At 71.6% G+C, this 16,772-nt stretch carries 11 protein-coding genes and 1 pseudogene; 5 read left to right on the forward strand and 7 right to left on the reverse strand.

Features of this window, described 5'->3' with window-relative positions:
* Positions 1–79: 79 nt before the first annotated feature.
* Together ACWV17_RS15295 and ACWV17_RS15300 are read left to right on the forward strand one after the other, a co-directional pair.
* Entirely contained in the window at positions 80–1,915 is a 1,836-nt protein-coding gene (locus tag ACWV17_RS15295; RefSeq protein ID WP_455360128.1) for a glycoside hydrolase family 3 protein, read from the forward strand.
* 66 nt (positions 1,916–1,981) lie between these two features.
* On the forward strand, positions 1,982–2,605 hold the full coding sequence (locus ACWV17_RS15300) for a hypothetical protein (protein ID WP_455360129.1): 624 nt from the start codon (positions 1,982–1,984) through the stop codon (positions 2,603–2,605).
* A gap of 69 nt (positions 2,606–2,674) precedes the next feature.
* On the opposite strand, the gene ACWV17_RS15305 is transcribed toward ACWV17_RS15300, so the two are convergent.
* The 7 genes and pseudogenes from ACWV17_RS15305 to ACWV17_RS15335 form a co-directional block, all read right to left on the reverse strand.
* Positions 2,675–4,108 carry an aminopeptidase gene (locus ACWV17_RS15305; protein WP_455360130.1) on the reverse strand — a complete coding sequence of 478 codons (1,434 nt, stop codon included), beginning with the start codon at positions 4,106–4,108 and terminating at the stop codon, positions 2,675–2,677.
* A gap of 140 nt (positions 4,109–4,248) precedes the next feature.
* Positions 4,249–4,647: a hypothetical protein gene (locus ACWV17_RS15310; RefSeq protein WP_455360131.1), complete on the reverse strand. Its 399-nt coding sequence runs from the start codon at positions 4,645–4,647 to the stop codon at positions 4,249–4,251.
* A gap of 88 nt (positions 4,648–4,735) precedes the next feature.
* On the reverse strand, positions 4,736–8,548 hold the full coding sequence (locus tag ACWV17_RS15315) for an ABC transporter ATP-binding protein (RefSeq protein WP_455360151.1): 3,813 nt from the start codon (positions 8,546–8,548) through the stop codon (positions 4,736–4,738).
* A gap of 175 nt (positions 8,549–8,723) precedes the next feature.
* Positions 8,724–9,648: pseudogene (locus ACWV17_RS15320) on the reverse strand (serine hydrolase).
* A gap of 145 nt (positions 9,649–9,793) precedes the next feature.
* Positions 9,794–11,482 (reverse strand): thiamine pyrophosphate-binding protein, encoded by a 1,689-nt coding sequence (locus ACWV17_RS15325; protein ID WP_455360132.1) that lies wholly within the window; start codon positions 11,480–11,482, stop codon positions 9,794–9,796.
* Entirely contained in the window at positions 11,479–12,459 is a 981-nt protein-coding gene (gene speB / locus ACWV17_RS15330) for an agmatinase (RefSeq protein WP_455354524.1), read from the reverse strand. Before speB ends, ACWV17_RS15325 begins: the two co-directional genes overlap by 4 nt.
* Before the next feature lie 157 nt (positions 12,460–12,616).
* Entirely contained in the window at positions 12,617–14,107 is a 1,491-nt protein-coding gene (locus ACWV17_RS15335) for a sodium:solute symporter (protein ID WP_455360133.1), read from the reverse strand.
* Between the two features lie 133 nt (positions 14,108–14,240).
* Here ACWV17_RS15335 and ACWV17_RS15340 point away from each other — a divergent pair, with 133 nt between their 5' ends.
* The 3 genes from ACWV17_RS15340 to ACWV17_RS15350 are packed head-to-tail and all read left to right on the forward strand — an operon-like array spanning position 14,241 to position 16,755.
* Positions 14,241–15,710, forward strand: coding sequence for a PucR family transcriptional regulator (locus ACWV17_RS15340; protein WP_455360134.1), 1,470 nt, complete (start codon positions 14,241–14,243; stop codon positions 15,708–15,710).
* Positions 15,711–15,746: 36 nt separating this feature from the next.
* Positions 15,747–16,541, forward strand: coding sequence for a helix-turn-helix domain-containing protein (locus ACWV17_RS15345; protein WP_455360135.1), 795 nt, complete (start codon positions 15,747–15,749; stop codon positions 16,539–16,541).
* Positions 16,534–16,755, forward strand: coding sequence for a DUF397 domain-containing protein (locus ACWV17_RS15350; RefSeq protein WP_455360136.1), 222 nt, complete (start codon positions 16,534–16,536; stop codon positions 16,753–16,755). Before ACWV17_RS15345 ends, ACWV17_RS15350 begins: the two co-directional genes overlap by 8 nt.
* The last annotated feature ends 17 nt before the right edge of the window (positions 16,756–16,772 follow it).

The raw sequence follows: 16,772 nt of genomic DNA on the forward strand, positions 1-16,772 counted from the left end.
CTCTTGACCTGGCAGTTACTTTCCGGATATCCGTGACTCCTTGGAAGTTTCCTTCACAGCACGGCCGGAAGGAGCTCACGTGCAGTACCGCACCTCCAGACGCACCCTGCTCACCGCAACCGCCGCGGTGGCCGCCGCGGCCGCCACCGCCCCGACCGCCGCCGCTGCCACCGCCGGCGCCGAGTCCGGCCCGTCGCAGACCCGGCAACGGCTCAAGCGGCTCAAGCGGCTCATCGCCCGGATGAGCCTTGAGGAGAAGGTCGGCCAGCTCTTCGTGATGCGGGTGTACGGGCACTCCGCCACCGCACCCGACCAGGCCGACATCGACGCCAACCTCCAGGAGATCGGCGTCAGGACGGCCGCCGAGCTGATCGCCACCTACCACGTCGGCGGCATCATCTACTTCACCTGGGCCCACAACACCCGCGACCCGCACCAGATCGCCGACCTCTCCAACGGCATCCAGCGGGCCGGCCTCGCCCAGCCCACCCCCGTACCGCTGCTGATCTCCACCGACCAGGAGCACGGCATCGTCTGCCGGGTCGGCAGGCCCGCCACCCTGCTGCCCGGCGCGATGGCGCTCGGGGCGGGCGGCTCCCGCTCCGACACCCGCCGGGCCGCGCAGATCGCCGGCGCCGAACTCGCCGCCGTGGGCATCCTGCAGAACTACGCCCCGGTCGCGGACGTCAACGTCAATCCGGCCAACCCGGTGATCGGGGTACGGTCCTTCGGCTCGGACCCGCAGGCCGCCGCCCGCCTGGTGGCCGCACAGGTCGCGGGCTACCAGAGCGCCGGAGTCGCCGCGACGGCCAAGCACTTCCCCGGGCACGGCGACACCAAGGACGACAGCCACTACGCCCTGCCCACGATCCACCACACCCGCGAGCAGTGGGAGGAGCTGGACGCCCCGCCGTTCCGGGCCGCGATCGCCGCCGGCATCGACTCGATCATGACCGCGCACATCGTCGTCCCTGCGCTGGACCCGGCCGAGGACCCGGCCACCCTCTCCCGCCCGATCCTCACCGGCATCCTGCGCGAGAAGCTCGGCTACGACGGGGTCGTGGTCACGGACTCCCTCGCCATGGCGGGCGTACGGCAGAAGTACGGAGACGACCGGGTACCGGTGCTCGCGCTCAAGGCGGGCTGCGACCAGCTGCTCAACCCGCCGAACCTGGCGGTCGCCTGGAACGCGGTACTGAACGCCGTCAAGAACGGCGAGATCAGCGAGGCGCGCCTCGACGAGTCGATTCTGCGCATTCTCGAACTGAAGGCGCGGCGCGGGCTGTTCCGCGATCCGTACGTCACCCACCGGGGCGTCGACCGGACCGTCGGGACCCGTTCGCACCTCGCCGCGGCCGACCGGATCGCCGAGGAGACCACCACCCTGCTCACCAACACCGGCGGGCTGCTGCCGCTGTCCCGGCGCCGCGAACCGAAGCTGCTGGTCGTCGGGGCCGACCCGGCCTCGCCGTCCGGGACGACCGGTCCGCCGACCACCGTCCTGGCCCGGGCGCTCACGGAACTGGGCTTCACCGCCACCGCGCTCTCCACCGGTATCACGCCGACGCGGGCGAAGATCGACGAAGCGGTCGCCGCCGCGCGGGGCAAGGACGTCGTCGTCGTCGGCACGTACAACGTCTCGGCGACCAGCCCGCAGCGCACGCTGGTGGCGGAGCTGGCGGCGACCGGGGTACCCGTGGTGGCGGTCGCGATCCGCAATCCGTACGACATCGCCCGGCTGAGCGGGTTCGCCGCAAGCCTCGCCACCTACTCCTGGACGGATGTCGAACTCCGGGCGGCGGCGCGGGTGATCGCGGGGCAGGCCGCGCCTTCCGGCCGGCTGCCCGTGCCGATACAGCGCGCGGACGACCCCACGCAGGTGCTGTATCCGATGGGACACGGATTGACGTACTGACCCCGGTTCATCCGGCGTGTGCCCGCTCCGGCGGGCCACGCTGGACGGACGCACCGGGGGGTTCTCATGAGCAAGTCGCCGTACACGGGGGTGATCTGGGCCCTGCTGCTGTCGGTGGTCCTGTCGGGCTGCCAGTCGCGGCCGGCCGGCCGCGAGAGCGCGGGGGCGGAGCTCGGCGACGGCGACCGCCCCGCCGCCGTCACGCCGTCCGGGTACGGCGCGACGTTTCTGGGGACGGCGGAGTGCAGTTCACGCGCCGAGGGCAGGTTCCGCGAGGTCTCCTGCACCAGCGAGAAGGCGGCCGCCCAGGTGCTGGCCCGTCATGACGGCAGCCGGGCCGTCGGCCCCGCCTGCCCGGCAGCCACCGACTTCGTCCTGCACATCAGCGAGAGCGGGACCGCGCCGGGACCCGCCACGGTCCCGCAGGGGTATGCCTGCATGCGCAACCTCGAACCACCGCACCCCGGCGACCCCGGCATGGGCGGCGGGCCGCTGACCGTGGCCGGCGACTGCGTCTACCGTGCGCGCGAGGGCCAGGTGCGGGAGACCGCCTGCGACGGATCTGCCGAGCGGGCCCCGGAGTTCCGGGTGGAGCGGGCGGTGACCCGGCGGGGGCAGTGCCCGCCGTCGACCGCGCTGTACGTACACCTGGTCGGCGACAAACCGGTGGGCTGTGCCCGCCGCGTGTGAACGGCGGGCACAGCCCCTCTCGAACCGGTCGGACGTGCCGTACGGACGTGCCGTGCCGACGTGCCGTGCTTACGGGCGCAGCGTCGGCTCGCGCTCGATGTCGAACCTGTCGAGCTTCGCGTCGGACTTCGCCAGCGGCCTGGCCTTCGCCGGGTTCTCCTGGACGGCGGCCGGGGCGACGCCCGCCCACTCCAGGATCTCCGCGGTGGCCTTCGCCTTCTGGTCCGCGACCAGACCGGCCACGTTGGCGCCGTGGTTGGCGCCCGGCGCGGTGAAGACGTAGCTGTCCCGCGCGCCCTTGCCCAGGCGGAACGGCTCGGCGCCCCACGGGTCGTTCTCGCCGTACACGAACATCATCTGCTTGGCGTTGTGCCGCACCCAGCGGTCCACGTCGCCCATCGCCGACGGCTTGAAGCGCATCGGGATGTCGCGCGGCACGAAGTTCCGCGGCGGCTGGTAGCCGTACCGGCTCAGGCCGTCCAGGTGCGGGAGCTTGATGTCGGGCGAGCCGAGCTCGGTGCCGGCCTGGTAGTAGTACGGCGTGTACTGCGCCAGGCCCTGGTCGGTGTAGAAGGAGAAGCCGGAGATCGCGTCGATCGAGTCGTAGATCTCCTGGTCGGTGGCGGTCGCGGCGACCGGGATCGACGCGCAGTCGGCCACCAGGCTGTACTGCCAGAACGCCCAGACGTAGTCCAGGACGACGGCCTCGTACGCCTTGTCGAGGCTGCCGACCGTGCTGAACGTGGCGCCTTCGGCCGTTGCCCAGTCCTGGTACTTGACCTGCAGCTCCTCGCGTCGCACGAGCGCCTCGCGCTGCACGGCGTTCAGCTTGTTGCGGCACTCCTCGGTGCCGACCTTCTCGAAGAACCGGTCGTACGCCGAGTCCTCCTTGTTCACCACGTCGTTGGGGGCGACGTACGCGACGACGCCGTCCATGTCACGCGGGTAGAAGCGCTCGTAGTACGTGGCGGTCATGCCGCCCTTCGAACCACCGGTGGAGAGCCACTTCTTGGCGTAGATCTTCTTCAGGTCCGTGAAGATACGGTGCTGGTCGCTGGCGGCCTGCCAGATGTCCAGCTTGGACCAGTTGGCCGGGTCCGGGCGGGACGGCGTGAAGAACCGGTACTCCATCGACACCTGGTTGCCGTCGGTGATCGTCGTCGGCTCGCTGCGGCGCGGGTTGGTGTTGACGTTGTAGCCGGAGGTGAAGAAGACGGTCGGGCGGTTGGTGTCCTTGTGCAGCAGGGTGATCCGCTGCTTGAAGGTGCCCTTGGCCGGGCGCCGGTGGTCCACCGGCTGGGTGTAGTTGAGGACGAAGAAGCGGTAACCGGGGTACGGCTTCTCCTCGATGAGACTCATTCCCGGTATCGCGAGGATCCGGTCCTTGATGTCCGGGCCGGCGGCCGGCTCGGCGGCGGTGGCCGCCCCAGCGGTGGCACCGGCCGCGCTCACGGTGCCGATGAGCACCACGAGCGACAGCAGCCATCTGAGCGTTTTGCGCATTCACACTCCCCTGGATTCACGACAGTCGCCGTGAACCTAGCGGGATCAACGCATCGGCCGCCAGACCCAGTTGAAAATGACCGCCAAGTGGCTGGCGCGCCAGGGGAAGGAGGGAGTGCAGCTGCCGGGATCAGGCGGGATCAGCAGAGGATCCAGCCTGACGCCGCCGACTTGGCGCCCACCGAACCCGCCACCCGTACACAGCGGTTCACCGCGTGCACCGTGACCGGGCCCGCCATGCGCGTGAAGCGGCCGCTGTCCTTGACGGCGCGGCCGCCGCGCGGCTGGACACTGACCGACATGTGCTGCCGGACGCCCGGGCGACGGGCGACCGTGACCGCGCAGGCGTGGCTGCGGGTCTTGTAGAGCTGTATCTGGCCGGTGGCGAAGGGGATCTTCTTGACGAGCCGTCCGGCGCACGGCGGGGCCGCCTGCGCGGCGGGCGCGCCCAGGGCCAGGACGCCGAGGGCCAGCGCCACGGCCGCCGCGCCCACGGCCAGCCCGCGTGCGGGCAGCCTGCTCTTCGAACCGTCGAACACAGTTTCTTCCCTCCGCCGCGTGAGCGTACACGCGTACGGACGCACGGCGGCCACCGACTGGTTGCGACCGGATCAGGCCGCGGCAGGTTCAGGCCGCGGCAGGTTCGTCCTCGCCCACGAACGTGCGCCAGAGTTCCGCGTAGCGCCCGTCCCCCTTCAGCAACTCGGCGTGTGTACCGTCCTCGACGACCCGCCCCCGGTCCATCACCACGACGCGGTCCGCGCGCGCGGCCGTGGTCAGCCGGTGGGCCACCACCAGCGTGGTGCGCTTGCCGGTCAGCCGGTCCGTGGCCTGGTTGACCAGCGCCTCGGTGGCCAGGTCGAGCGCGGCGGTGGCCTCGTCGAGCAGCAGTACGTCCGGATCGACCAGCTCCGCCCGGGCCAGGGCGATCAGCTGGCGCTGGCCGGCGGAGAGGTTGCGGCCGCGCTCGGCGACCGTGTGCAGGTAGCCGTGCTCCAGGGTGGCGATCATGTCGTGGGCGCCGACCGCGCGGGCCGCCGCCTCCACCTCGGCGTCGGTGGCGTCGGGCCGGCCGTACGCGATGGCGTCCCGCACCGTACCGGCGAAGAGGTACGACTCCTGCGGGACGACGCCGAGGCGGTGCCGGTAGCCCGTGAGGTCGAGTTCGCGCAGATCCCTGCCGTCGGCGGTGACCCGGCCCGACGCCGGGTCGTAGAAGCGTGCGACCAGTTTGACGAGGGTGGACTTGCCCGCGCCGGTCTCTCCGACGAACGCGACGGTCTGGCCGGCCGGGATGGTCAGGTCGATACCTGCGAGGGCCTGCGCGTCTTCCTCCCCGTAGTGGAAATGCACGTCCTCGAAGGCGATCTCGCCCCGCAGCGACGCGACCTCACGCGGCCGTTCCACCTGCGGTGTGGTGGTCGGCTCCCGCAGGAGCTCCTGGATGCGCCCGAGCGAGACCGTCGCCTGCTGGTAGCCGTCGAAGACCTGGGAGAGCTGCTGCACGGGCGCGAAGAACAGGTCGATGTAGAGGAGGTACGCGACCAGCGCGCCCGTCGTCAGGGTTCCGGTCTCCACCCGCCCGGCGCCCACGATCAGCACGGCGGCCGCCGCGACCGAGGACAGCAGCTGGACGAAGGGGAAGTACACCGAGATCAGCCACTGCCCGCGCACCCGCGCCTGGCGGTAGCTGTCGCTGCGGCCCGCGAAGGCGGCGGCGCCGGTGTGCTCGCGGCGGAAGGCCTGGACGATGCGCAGTCCGGAGACCGACTCCTGGAGGTCGGCGTTGACGGCGCTGACCCGCTCGCGCGCGAGCTCGTACGCCTTGACCGACTTCCGCCGGAAGAAGAACGTGCCGACGACGAGCACGGGCAGGGTCGCGAACACCACTATCGCCAGCTGCACGTCGATGACGAGGAGCGCGAAGAGGATGCCGAAGAAGGTGAAGACGGAGACCACGGCGGTGACCAGACCGGTCTGGAGGAAGGTGGACAGGGCGTCCACGTCCGTCGTCATCCGGGTCATGATGCGCCCGGTCAGCTCCCGCTCGTAGTAGTCGAGCCCCAGCCGCTGCAGCTGCGCGAAGATCTTCACGCGCAGTGCGTACAGCACGCGTTCGCCGGTACGCCCGGTCATCCGCGTCTCGCCGAACTGCGCGGCCCACTGGGCGAGTACGACCAGCAGGGCGACCCCGGAGGCCACCCACACCGCGCTCAGGGCGAGTTGCTGGACGCCCTCGTCGATGCCGTGCCGGATCAGGACGGGCAGCAGCAGTCCGGCGCCCGCGTCCACCGCCACCAGCAGCAGACTGATCAGCAGGGGCGCCCCGAAGCCGCGCAGCAGCCGCCGCAGGCCGTACGACTCCTCGGCGCCGGCCGCGCGCGTCTCGTCGACGTCCGGGGTGTCGGTGGCCGGCGGCAGCGCGGCGACCTGGGCGAGCAGTTCCGGGGTGGCGGGCATGCCCTCGATCGCGGCGGCCATACCGGGGCCGCCGGCGGCGAGCTGGGCGGGGGTGGCCGACCGGCCGGCGGTGTCGGCGCCGCCGCGTTCGGAGCGGCGCCACAGCTCGGGGGTGACGCCGTCGACGACGCGGCGTTTGGCGCTGACCGGCTCCGAGTCGATCTCCGCCTCGAACTCGATGTCCAGGTCGAGGTCCAGCTCGGGATCGCGCTCGGCGCGGCCGACGGCCTCCCGCCCGTAGCGCGAGGCGGCGACGGCGGCGGCCGCCGGGTCCGGCGAGCCGCCCGCCAGCTCGTCGGGGTCGGTCAGCAGCCGCCGGTAGAGGGCGGAGCGCCGCTGAAGCTCCTCGTGCGTACCGATGTCGGAGAGCCGCCCGCGGTCCAGTACGGCGATCCGGTCGGCCAGCGCGAGGGTGGAGCGGCGGTGGGCGATCAGCAGGGTGGTGCGCCCGGCCATCACCGAGCGCAGGGCCTCGTGGATCTCGTGCTCGACCCGCACGTCGACCGCCGAGGTCGCGTCGTCGAGGAGCAGCAGCCGAGGGTCGGTGAGGATCGCACGGGCCAGGGCGACGCGCTGGCGCTGGCCGCCGGAGAGGGTGAGGCCGTGTTCGCCGACCTTGGTGTCGTACCCCTCGGGCAGCTCGGTGATGAAACGGTCCGCCTGGGCGGCGCGCGCGGCGGTGCGGATCTGCTCCTCGGTGGCGTCCGGCAGGCCGTACGCGATGTTGGCGCGCACGGTGTCGGAGAAGAGGAAGCTGTCCTCCGGTACGAGCCCGATGGCGGCCCGCAGCGAGTCCATGGTCAGCTCGCGCACATCGTGGCCGCCGACGAGGACCGCGCCGGCGCTCACGTCGTAGAAGCGGGGCAGCAGCAGCGAGACCGTGGACTTCCCGCTGCCGGAGGCGCCGACCACGGCGACGGTCTCGCCGGGCTCGATGGTGAGGGAGAGGCCGTGCAGGACCGGGCGGTCCTCGGTGTAGCCGAAGGAGACGGCGTCGAACTCGACGCTCGCCGGCGCGTCGGCCGGCAGCTCCTTCGTACCGTCCTGGATGGACGGCTCGGTGTCGATCAGTTCGAGGACCCGCTCGACGCCCGCGCGCGCCTGCTGGCCGACGGTGAGCACCATGGCGAGCATCCGGACCGGGCCGACGAGCTGCGCGAGATACGTCGAGAAGGCGACGAACGTGCCGAGGGTGACCTGCCCGCGGGTCGCCATCCAGCCGCCGAGCGCCAGCATCGCGACCTGGCCGAGCGCGGGCACGGCCTGGAGGGCGGGGGTGTAGCGGGAGTTGAGCCGGATGGTCCGCAGCCGGCCCGCGAAGAGGCGGCGGCCCGCGACGCGCAGCTTGCCGGTCTCCTGCTCCTCCTGCCCGAAGCCCTTCACCACGCGGACGCCCGTGACGGCACCGTCGACGACGCCGGCGACCGCGGCCGCCTGCCCCTGGGCGTACCAGGTGGCGGGGAAGAGGCGGGTGCGGCTGCGCTTGGCGATGAACCACAGGGCCGGGGCGACGGCCAGGGCGACCAGGGTGAGCGGCGGGGACAGCCAGGTCATGATCACGAGTGAGATCACGAACAGCAGGATGTTCCCGATGGTCATCGGGAGCATGAAGAGCAGGCCCTGGATCAGCTGGAGGTCGCTGGTGGCGCGGCCGATGACCTGGCCGGTGGACAGCTCGTCCTGCCGCCTGCCGTCCAGCCGGGTGATCGCTCCGTACATCTCGGTACGGAGATCATGCTGGACGTCGAGGGCGAGGCGGCCGCCGTAGTAGCGCCGGATGTACGTCAGGACGTAGACGACGACGGCCGCGCCGACCAGGGCGCCCGCCCAGGGGGCCAGCGGCCGGGTCCCGTCGCCGATGACGTCGTCGATGATCACCTTGGTGACCAGCGGGACGAGGGCCATCACGGCCATACCGGCCAGGGACGACCCGAGCGCGAGGAGCACGTTCAGCCGGTACCGCCAGGCGTACCCCGTCAGACGCCGTGCCCAGCCGTCCTCCCGTCGGGACGCCTGTCGGGACGCCGCCTCGCCCGGTTGGGACGCCTCGCCCTGCTGTGCCGCCGCCACTGGTGCCTCCCGTAGTCCTTTGCCGCCGGAAGGCACCAACGCGGCTGTCGGCGGTTTTCATCCCGCCGCAACAAATACCGGTCGTCTAGGACTCGGGCACCGCCACGAACGCTTCCTGCGGCTTGGTGGTCGGCGTGTACCGCATGTCGGCCGAAACCGTCGGGTTCAGGTCCTTGTGGACCGCACGGGCCACGGCCTGGATGGTGGCCACACCCTCGTCCATGGTCCGGTTGTTGGGTGAGCACGGTGATCGAGTAGTTGTGCCCGTTGCCGGTGAAGGCGCCGATGCTGTTCACCCGCCAGCCGTGGGTGGCACGGGACAGCCAGCCGTTCTTGACATGGATGGTGGCGGAGCTGGGGGCGCCGGCCGGCGCCCCCCATCGCTGCGAGGCGACGACCCTGCGCATCAGGCTGAGCTCGTAGGCCCGTGCGCTGTCGCTCAGCACGGAGTTCGCATTGGTGAGCAGCCCCAGCAGCTTGCGCTGGTCGCGGGCGGTGATCTGGGTGAGGCCCCAGTAGCCGTCCGATCCGGGCACGGTCTGTGTCATCCCGGCGACCTGGAGGAACGCCTTGATCTTCGTCACGCCGAGCTGCTTCCACAGGGTGCTGGTGGAGGCGTTGTCCGACTTGGTGATCATGGCGGTGGAGAGTTCGACCTCACGGTCGGTCAGCCGGCGCTTCTGCTTCCCCGCGTCCCAGAGAAGCGCCGCGAGGACCGTCGACTTGACGACGCTCGCGGAGTCGAACCGCTGCGATTCGCGCAGGGTGCACATGGTCTTGGTGGTGCGGTCGTACACGGCCACGGCCGTCGTCGAGGTCCGGCCCTTCAGCGCGGCGGTGATGTCCGCCGACAGCTTGGTGGCAAGGCCCGGCTTCTCGGACGTGCACGTCACCGTCGGCGTGGCCGCCGCGGCGGGCGCCGCGGCGACGGCCATGGGCACGAGCACGCCCGCGGCCAGGACCGCGGAGAGCGCCCCGCGCGCACGGCGGGATATTCGGTGGTGAGTCATGGAGGCTTTTCCCGTCCCCTGAGGTAGAAGCGGGCGCGCCCTCCGGCGCACCCGCTCCACATGACTCACCGATGTGAAGGAATGGTTGTACGACTTTCGATCACACTTCGGAAACCACCGGCTGCGGCGGGTTCAGAGGCGCTGTTCAGAGGTGCGTCGGGGCGAACATCCTCAGCAGCGCGGGCAGGACGACCACCGACGGCCCGGGGGCAGCCAGGGCCTTGGCCAGGTCTTCGCCCAGGGCCTCCGGCGTGGTGCGGACCGCCGGTACACCGAAGGACTCGGCGAGCGCCACGAAGTCCGGCCGCGCCAGTTCGGTGGCGGTGGCCTCGCCGAACGCGTCGGTCATGTACTCGCGCAGGATGCCGTAGCCGCCGTCGTCCACGATCAGCCAGGTGACCGGCAGGTCGTACTGCCGGGCGGTGGCCAGCTCCGCGATCGAGTACATCGCGCCGCCGTCGCCCGACACCGCGAGCACCGGCTTCGTACGGTCGGCCGCGGCCGCGCCGAGGGCGGCCGGGAAGCCGTAGCCGAGGCCGCCCGCGCCCTGCCCCGAGTGCATGGTGTTCGGGTGCCGGGCGTCGAAGGCGGACCAGGCCCAGTAGCCGAGGATGGTCATGTCCCAGAAGCTCGGGGACGATGCGGGCAGCGCCTCCCGGACCGCCGCGAGCAGCTCCTGCTCCAGGGTGAGGTCCTGGCCGGCGATCCGTTCCCGTACCCGCGCGAGGACCTTGCGTACGGACGCCGCGGCGGCGGGATCCTCCCGGACGGTCGGCACCGCCTCCAGCAGGGCGGACAGCGCGAGCCGCGCGTCGGCGTGGATGCCGAGGCCGGCGTGGTTGGACTCCAGCTTGCCGAGGTCCGCCTCGATCTGGATGACCTGGCCGCGCGGCTTGAACGTGTGGTAGTTCGAGGAGAGTTCGCCCAGGCCCGAGCCGACGACGAGCAGGACGTCCGCGTCCTCCAGGAAGTCGGTGGTGTGCCGGTCCTCCAGCCAGGACTGGAGCGAGAGCGGGTGCTCCCAGGGGAAGGCGCCCTTGCCGCCGAAGGTGGTGACGACGGGCGCGTTCAGCTTCTCGGCGAGCGCGAGCAGCTTGCCGGACGCGTCCGCGCGCACCACCCCACCGCCCGCGATGACCGCCGGACGCTCGGCGTGCGCCAGGTGGTGGGCGGCCACCGCGATCAGCTCGGGCCGCGGGTGCAGCTCGCGCGGGGTGGCGTCCATGGCCGTGACCACCGGCAGGGACGTCGGGGCGAGCAGGACGTCCTGCGGGATCTCGACCCACACCGGCCCGTGCGGGGCGGTCAGAGCGGACTCCCACGCGGCGGCGATCGCGGAGGGGATCTGCGAGGCCGTCCGGACGGTGTGCACGGACTTCACGATGTCGCGGAACGACGCCTGCTGGTCGCGGAGTTCGTGCAGGTAGCCGTGCCGCCCGCCGCCGAGACCGGCGGTCGGGACCTGGCTGGAGACGGCGAGGACGGGCGCCGAGGCCGCGGCCGCCTCCTGGAGCGCGGCGAGCGAGGTGAGCGCGCCGGGGCCGGTGGAGAGCAGCAGCGGGGCGACCTCGCCGGTGATCCGGCCGTACGCGTCGGCGGCGAAGCCGGCGTTGTTCTCGACGCGCAAGCCGACGTACTGGAGCGAGGAGCGGCGCAGCGCGTCGAACATGCCGAGCGCGTGCTGGCCGGGCAGCCCGAAGACGGTGGTGGCGCCGAGGCCGTGCAGCGTCTCGACGAGGAGGTCACCGCCGTTGCGGCCGGCCGGCGGGGCGAGCGCGGCCGCGGTCTGCTCGGCGGTCAGCCGGGGCGTCTCGTGGTGATGGTCGTGGGTCACTTGGCGGCCTCTGCCGGACGCGAGGCTGCGATCTGCCGGGACATGATCGTCGTCAGCTCGTACGCGGTGTGGGAGGCCGCGACACAGGTGATCTCCGCGTGGTCGTACGCCGGCGCGACCTCGACGACGTCCGCCGAGACCAGGTTGCAGGAGGACAGTCCGCGGATGATCTCCAGCAGTTCGCGGGAGCTCATGCCGCCCGCCTCGGGGGTGCCGGTGCCGGGCGCGAAGGCCGGGTCGAGCACGTCGATGTCGATGGAGATGTACAGCGGGCGGTCGCCGATGCGCTGGCGCAGCTGGTCGGCCACCTCGTCGGCGCCGCGGCGGTAGACGTCGGCCGACGTCACGATGCCGAAGCCCATCTTGGCGTCGTCGTCCAGGTCCTGCTTGCCGTACAGCGGGCCGCGGGTACCGACGTGGGAGAGCGCCTCGGTGTCGAGGATGCCCTCCTCGACGGCGCGGCGGAACGGCGTGCCGTGCGTGTACTCGGCGCCGAAGTAGGTGTCCCAGGTGTCGAGGTGCGCGTCGAAGTGCAGCAGCGCCACCGGGCCGTGCTTCTTCGCCACCGAGCGCAGCAGCGGCAGCGCGATGGTGTGGTCGCCGCCGAGCGTCATCATCCGCGCGCCGGTGCCGAGCAGGTCGTCGGCCGCGGCCTCGATCGTCTCGACGGCCTCGTGGATGTTGAACGGGTTGGCGGCGATGTCACCGGCGTCCGCGACCTGCGCGAGGGCGAAGGGCGAGGCGTCCTGGGCCGGGTTGTACGGGCGCAGGAGCCGCGACGCCTCGCGGATGGCGTTGCCGCCGAAGCGGGCGCCGGGGCGGTAGGACACGCCGGTGTCGAAGGGCACGCCGACCACGGCGACATCGGCGGTCCCGACCTCGTCGAGCCGGGGCAGCCGGGCGAACGTGGCGGGTCCGGCGTACCGCGGGATGCGGGACGAGTCGATGGGGCCGCGCGGCTGCTCGGTGCTGCTCATGGGGGGCTGCCTTCCTTCGGTGTACTTCGTACTGCTCACTGCGGAATTCATGGGGTCTGTGCTGTTACGAGTGTGCCTGTACCCCCGGCCGGCAGGTGCGGCGGGGGCCGGCGGGGGTGGGTCCCGGCCCGCCCGGGGGGAGCGGGCCGGGACCCGGTTAGGGGGTGGTCACCGGTACCGGCTCGGGCTCCGGCTTCTCGTCCTCCTCCGCGCCGCGGCCGGCCAGCCGCTCCCGCCAGACCGCGAGGATGGCCTCGTCGGTCGGCTTGGTGGCGAGGGAGACGATCACGTAGGCGGCGAGCGAGGCCAGCAGACCGTAGTACACGGGCTCGTTGGCGAGGATGCCGAACTTCCACATCAGCGCGATCACGGTCAGACCGCCGGTCACCACCGCGGCCAGCGCGCCGTACACCGTGCCGCGCTTCCACAGCAGTCCGCCGAGGATCGGCACCAGCAGGCCGCCGACCAGCAGGTCGTACGCGACGGTGAGGCCTTCCAGCACACTGCTGAGCTGGATGGCAATGAGGATGACGGCCACGCCCATGATCAGGATGAAGGCGCGGTTGCCCTTCACCTCGTCGTGTTCCTTGTCGCCGCCGTCGCCGGAGCCTCGGGAGACGACGCCCCGCAGCCGCGACCAGATGTCGTTGTTGGCGACGGTGGCGGAGGCGATCAGCGCGCCGGAGGAGGTGGACATCACGGCGGCGAGCGCGGCGGCCAGTACCAGACCCCGGACGCCCACCGGAAGTTCGTCCTTGACGATGGTGGCGAACGCGTCGTCGGCGTTGGCGAGGTTGGGGTAGAGGACCTTGGCCGCGGTACCGATGACCGCGCCGGCCAGAGCGTACGCCAGACAGTACGTACCGGCGACGGTGCCGCCCCACTTGGCCGTCTTGTCGCTGCGAGCGGTGAACACACGCTGCCAGATGTCCTGGCCGATCAGCATGCCGAACGTGTAGATCAGGACATAGGTGAAGATCGTCTCGCCGCCGATGCCCAGCGGGTCGAAGTACTCGGTCGGAAGCGCCGCCTTCATCTCGCTGAAGCCGCCCGCCTTGACGACCGCGATCGGCAGCAGGAGCAGCAGGACGCCGATCGTCTTGACGACGAACTGCACCATGTCCGTGAGGGTGATCGACCACATGCCGCCGAGCGTCGAGTACGCGACGACGATCGCCCCGCCGAGCACGATCGAGGCAGTGCGGTTGATGTCGAAGAGCACGTCGAAGATCGTGGCGTACGCGATGGTCGAGGTCACCGCGAGCATCAGCGTGTACGCCCACATCACCACGCCCGAGATGACGCCGGCCTTGCCGCCGTAGCGCAGGTCGAGCATCTCGGAGACGGTGTAGACCTTCAGCCGGGCGATCCGCGCGGAGAAGAACACGGACAGCGCCAGCAGGCCCAGGCCGATGGTGAAGACCATCCAGGCGCCGGAGAGGCCGTACTTGTAGCCGAGGCCGACGCCGCCGATGGTGGAGGCGCCGCCGAGAACGATGGCGGCCATCGTCCCGGAGTACATCGAGGGACCGAGGCGGCGGCCGGCGACCAGGAACTCGCTCTTGGACTTGGCGCGGCGCATGCCCCACCAGCCCATGGCCAGCATGCCGGCCAGATAGACGACGATCACTGCGTAGTCGACAGCCATGGGCCTTCCTCCATTCATCCGCGGGACGCGTGCGTGGCATCGCTTGCGTGGCATGACGATAGGTGGCCGAAAAGCAGCGCTGAAGTGTACTTTTCATACATCCTTGCCGCACCTTATGGATGGACCGTCCACCATGCCGGACCTGGCCCCGCCCACTCCGCCCATCCCGCTGCCCGCCCTGCTGGCGTACCGCGATCTCGGGCTGCGCCAGGTGGCCGGGCCGCCCGCCGACGAGGTGGCGGTGCACTGGGTGCACACCTCGGAGATGGGCGACCCGTACCCCTATCTGCTCGGCGGGGAACTGCTGCTGAGTGCCGGCGTGCACTTCGCGGAGGCCGCCGACGTCGACGCGCACCTGGACTTCTATGTGTCACGGATCGTCGAGGCGGGCGCGGCGGCCCTCGGTTTCGGCCTCGCGCCGGTGCACGACGCCGTACCGGAGGCGCTGATCGCCGCCTGCGACCGGCACGGACTGCCGCTGCTGGAGGTGCCGCCGCAGACCACGTTCACCGGGATCGCCCGTGCGGTGTGGCGGCTGATGGCCGAGGCCCGCACCCATGAGCTGCGCCGGGTGACCCAGGCGCAGCAGGGCCTGGCCACCGCCGCCGCCCGCCCCGACCCGGTGCCGTCGGTCCTGCGCCAGCTGGCCACCCGGGTCGGCGGCTGGACGGTGCTGCTCGCCCCGGACGGTACGGAAATCCAGGCCGCCGACCGGCCGCCGTCCGCCGGGGCCCGGACCGCCCTGGGCCGGCTGGCTCAGGTGGTGACCCCGGCCCCGCCCCGGACCGGGCCGTCCTCCGCCACCGACACCGCCGGGGGCGCGCACCTGGCCGCGTACGCTCTCGGCGGCAGCGAGGGGCTGGTCCTCGGCGTCGCCACCGAGGGGCGCGAGCCCGGCGACCACACGATCGCCGGGGTCGCGGCCGTCCTGCTGTCGCTGCTGACCGCGCCCCACCAGGGCGCCGACGCGGCGGGCCGGTCGGCCGCGCTGGTCCGGCTGCTGCTCGGGGCCGCGCCGGAGGAGGTGGCTCCGCTGCTGGGGCCGGGCCCGTGGACGGTGGTGCACGCGTGCGCCGGCGGTGACGGCATGGACACCGGACCGGAGAACCCGTTCGCCGCGTCGGCACTGGGCGCGGCCCTGGGCAGCGCGCTGGTGGACACCGAGGGTGGGACCGTACGGATCGTCACGGACCGCGAGGTCGCGCGGCAGCCGGGCTGGGTGCTGGGCGTCAGCGCCCCCGCGGCGGCCACGGACCTGGCCGCGGCCGACACCCAGGCGCGCCGGGCCCTGCGCCGCGCCGAGGCGAGCCGCGCGGACCTGGTCCGGCACCGCGAGGCCGGTCTCGCGGCGCTGGTCGCGCCGGACGAGGCACGCGCCCACGCCCGCGGCCGGCTGGCGCCGGTCGCGGACTCCGCCGCGCTCACCGAGACGCTGCGCGCCTGGCTCTCGCTGCACGGCAGCTGGGACCGTACGGCCGTGTCGTTGGGGGTGCACCGCAACACCGTGCGCCAGCGCATCGCGCGCTGCGCCGCACTGCTGGACGCGGACCTGGACGACCCGGACGTCCGCATGGACCTGTGGTTCGCGCTGCGCTGGCTTTGACGTACTCAGACTCCGCTGTGTAGCTACGCTGGCCCGGTGAGTAACACATATGGGGAGTGGTTCAGGGCTCAACGCGAGGCGGCCGGACTGACGCAGCAGGAGCTGGCCGAAGCGGCGATCATGACCCGTTCGCACATCGCCCATATCGAGGCCGGCCGCCGCATCCCGTCGAAGGAGGACGCGCGACGGCTGGACAGGGCCCTGAACACGGGGAACGTACTGAGCAGCTTCCGGCCGCAGGAGGACGGCACGATTGCCGACTACTTCGAGGCGGCCCGGCAACTCGAACAACAGGCAACGATGATCAGGGAGTTCGCCCTGACCTTCGTGCCCGGCATTCTCCAAACGGAGCGATACGCCCGTGCGGTTCTCGGCACGACGTTTCCTCCCAGGAGCGACGAAGAACGCGACAGGCACGTTGCCACACGGCTTGAGCGCGCGAAGATCCTCGCTGACCAGGAAACGCCCGTAGTGTGGGCCCTGTTGGACGAGATGGTGCTACGACGCCCGGTCGGCGGCCGGGAGATCATGGCCGAGCAGATCATGCACCTCGTCCGCCTCGTCGAGAGCGGGCGAGTACGCGTGCACGTTCTCCCTCTCAGCGCCGGCGTCCACCCGATCAGTCAAGGCATGGTGTCGCTCATGTGGTTCGAGGACCAGCCCCCGGCCGCCTACACCGAGGGCCTGTCCATCGGAAAGCTCCACGATTCCCCAGCCGTTGTCGCACGACTGCAAGGCATCTACGATCTTGCACTGAGCGACGCACTACCACTGAAAGAGTCACTTGCCGCGTTGCGAGCGACAGCTAAGGACTACGGTCACCATGACTGAGCACACGATCCCGGATGCTTCGGCGCTGAGCGGCTGGCGTAAGTCGTCCTACAGCGGGCCCGAGTCGGGCAGTTGCGTCGAGGTCCTGGACGGCTACCCCTCGGCCGTCCCGGTCCGCGACTCCAAGGCTCCGCACGGCCCCGCCTTGGTCTTCCCGATTGCCGGTTGGACGTTCTTCGTCTCGGCCGTCAAAGGCGGCACCTTCCCGCGTTGACCGGCCCTGAGAGCCGC

It is taken from the genome of Streptomyces mabaensis, from assembly GCF_053763515.1.

Excerpts from the sequence above, each read along its gene's own strand:
- ACWV17_RS15300 (WP_455360129.1), top strand. The coding sequence starts at position 1,982 with ATGAGCAAGTCGCCGTACACGGGGGTGATCTGGGCCCTGCTGCTGTCG.
- ACWV17_RS15305 (WP_455360130.1), bottom strand. The coding sequence starts at position 4,108 with ATGCGCAAAACGCTCAGATGGCTGCTGTCGCTCGTGGTGCTCATCGGC.
- speB (WP_455354524.1), bottom strand. The coding sequence starts at position 12,459 with ATGAGCAGCACCGAGCAGCCGCGCGGCCCCATCGACTCGTCCCGCATC.
- ACWV17_RS15335 (WP_455360133.1), bottom strand. The coding sequence starts at position 14,107 with ATGGCTGTCGACTACGCAGTGATCGTCGTCTATCTGGCCGGCATGCTG.
- ACWV17_RS15340 (WP_455360134.1), top strand. The coding sequence starts at position 14,241 with ATGCCGGACCTGGCCCCGCCCACTCCGCCCATCCCGCTGCCCGCCCTG.
- ACWV17_RS15350 (WP_455360136.1), top strand. The coding sequence starts at position 16,534 with ATGACTGAGCACACGATCCCGGATGCTTCGGCGCTGAGCGGCTGGCGT.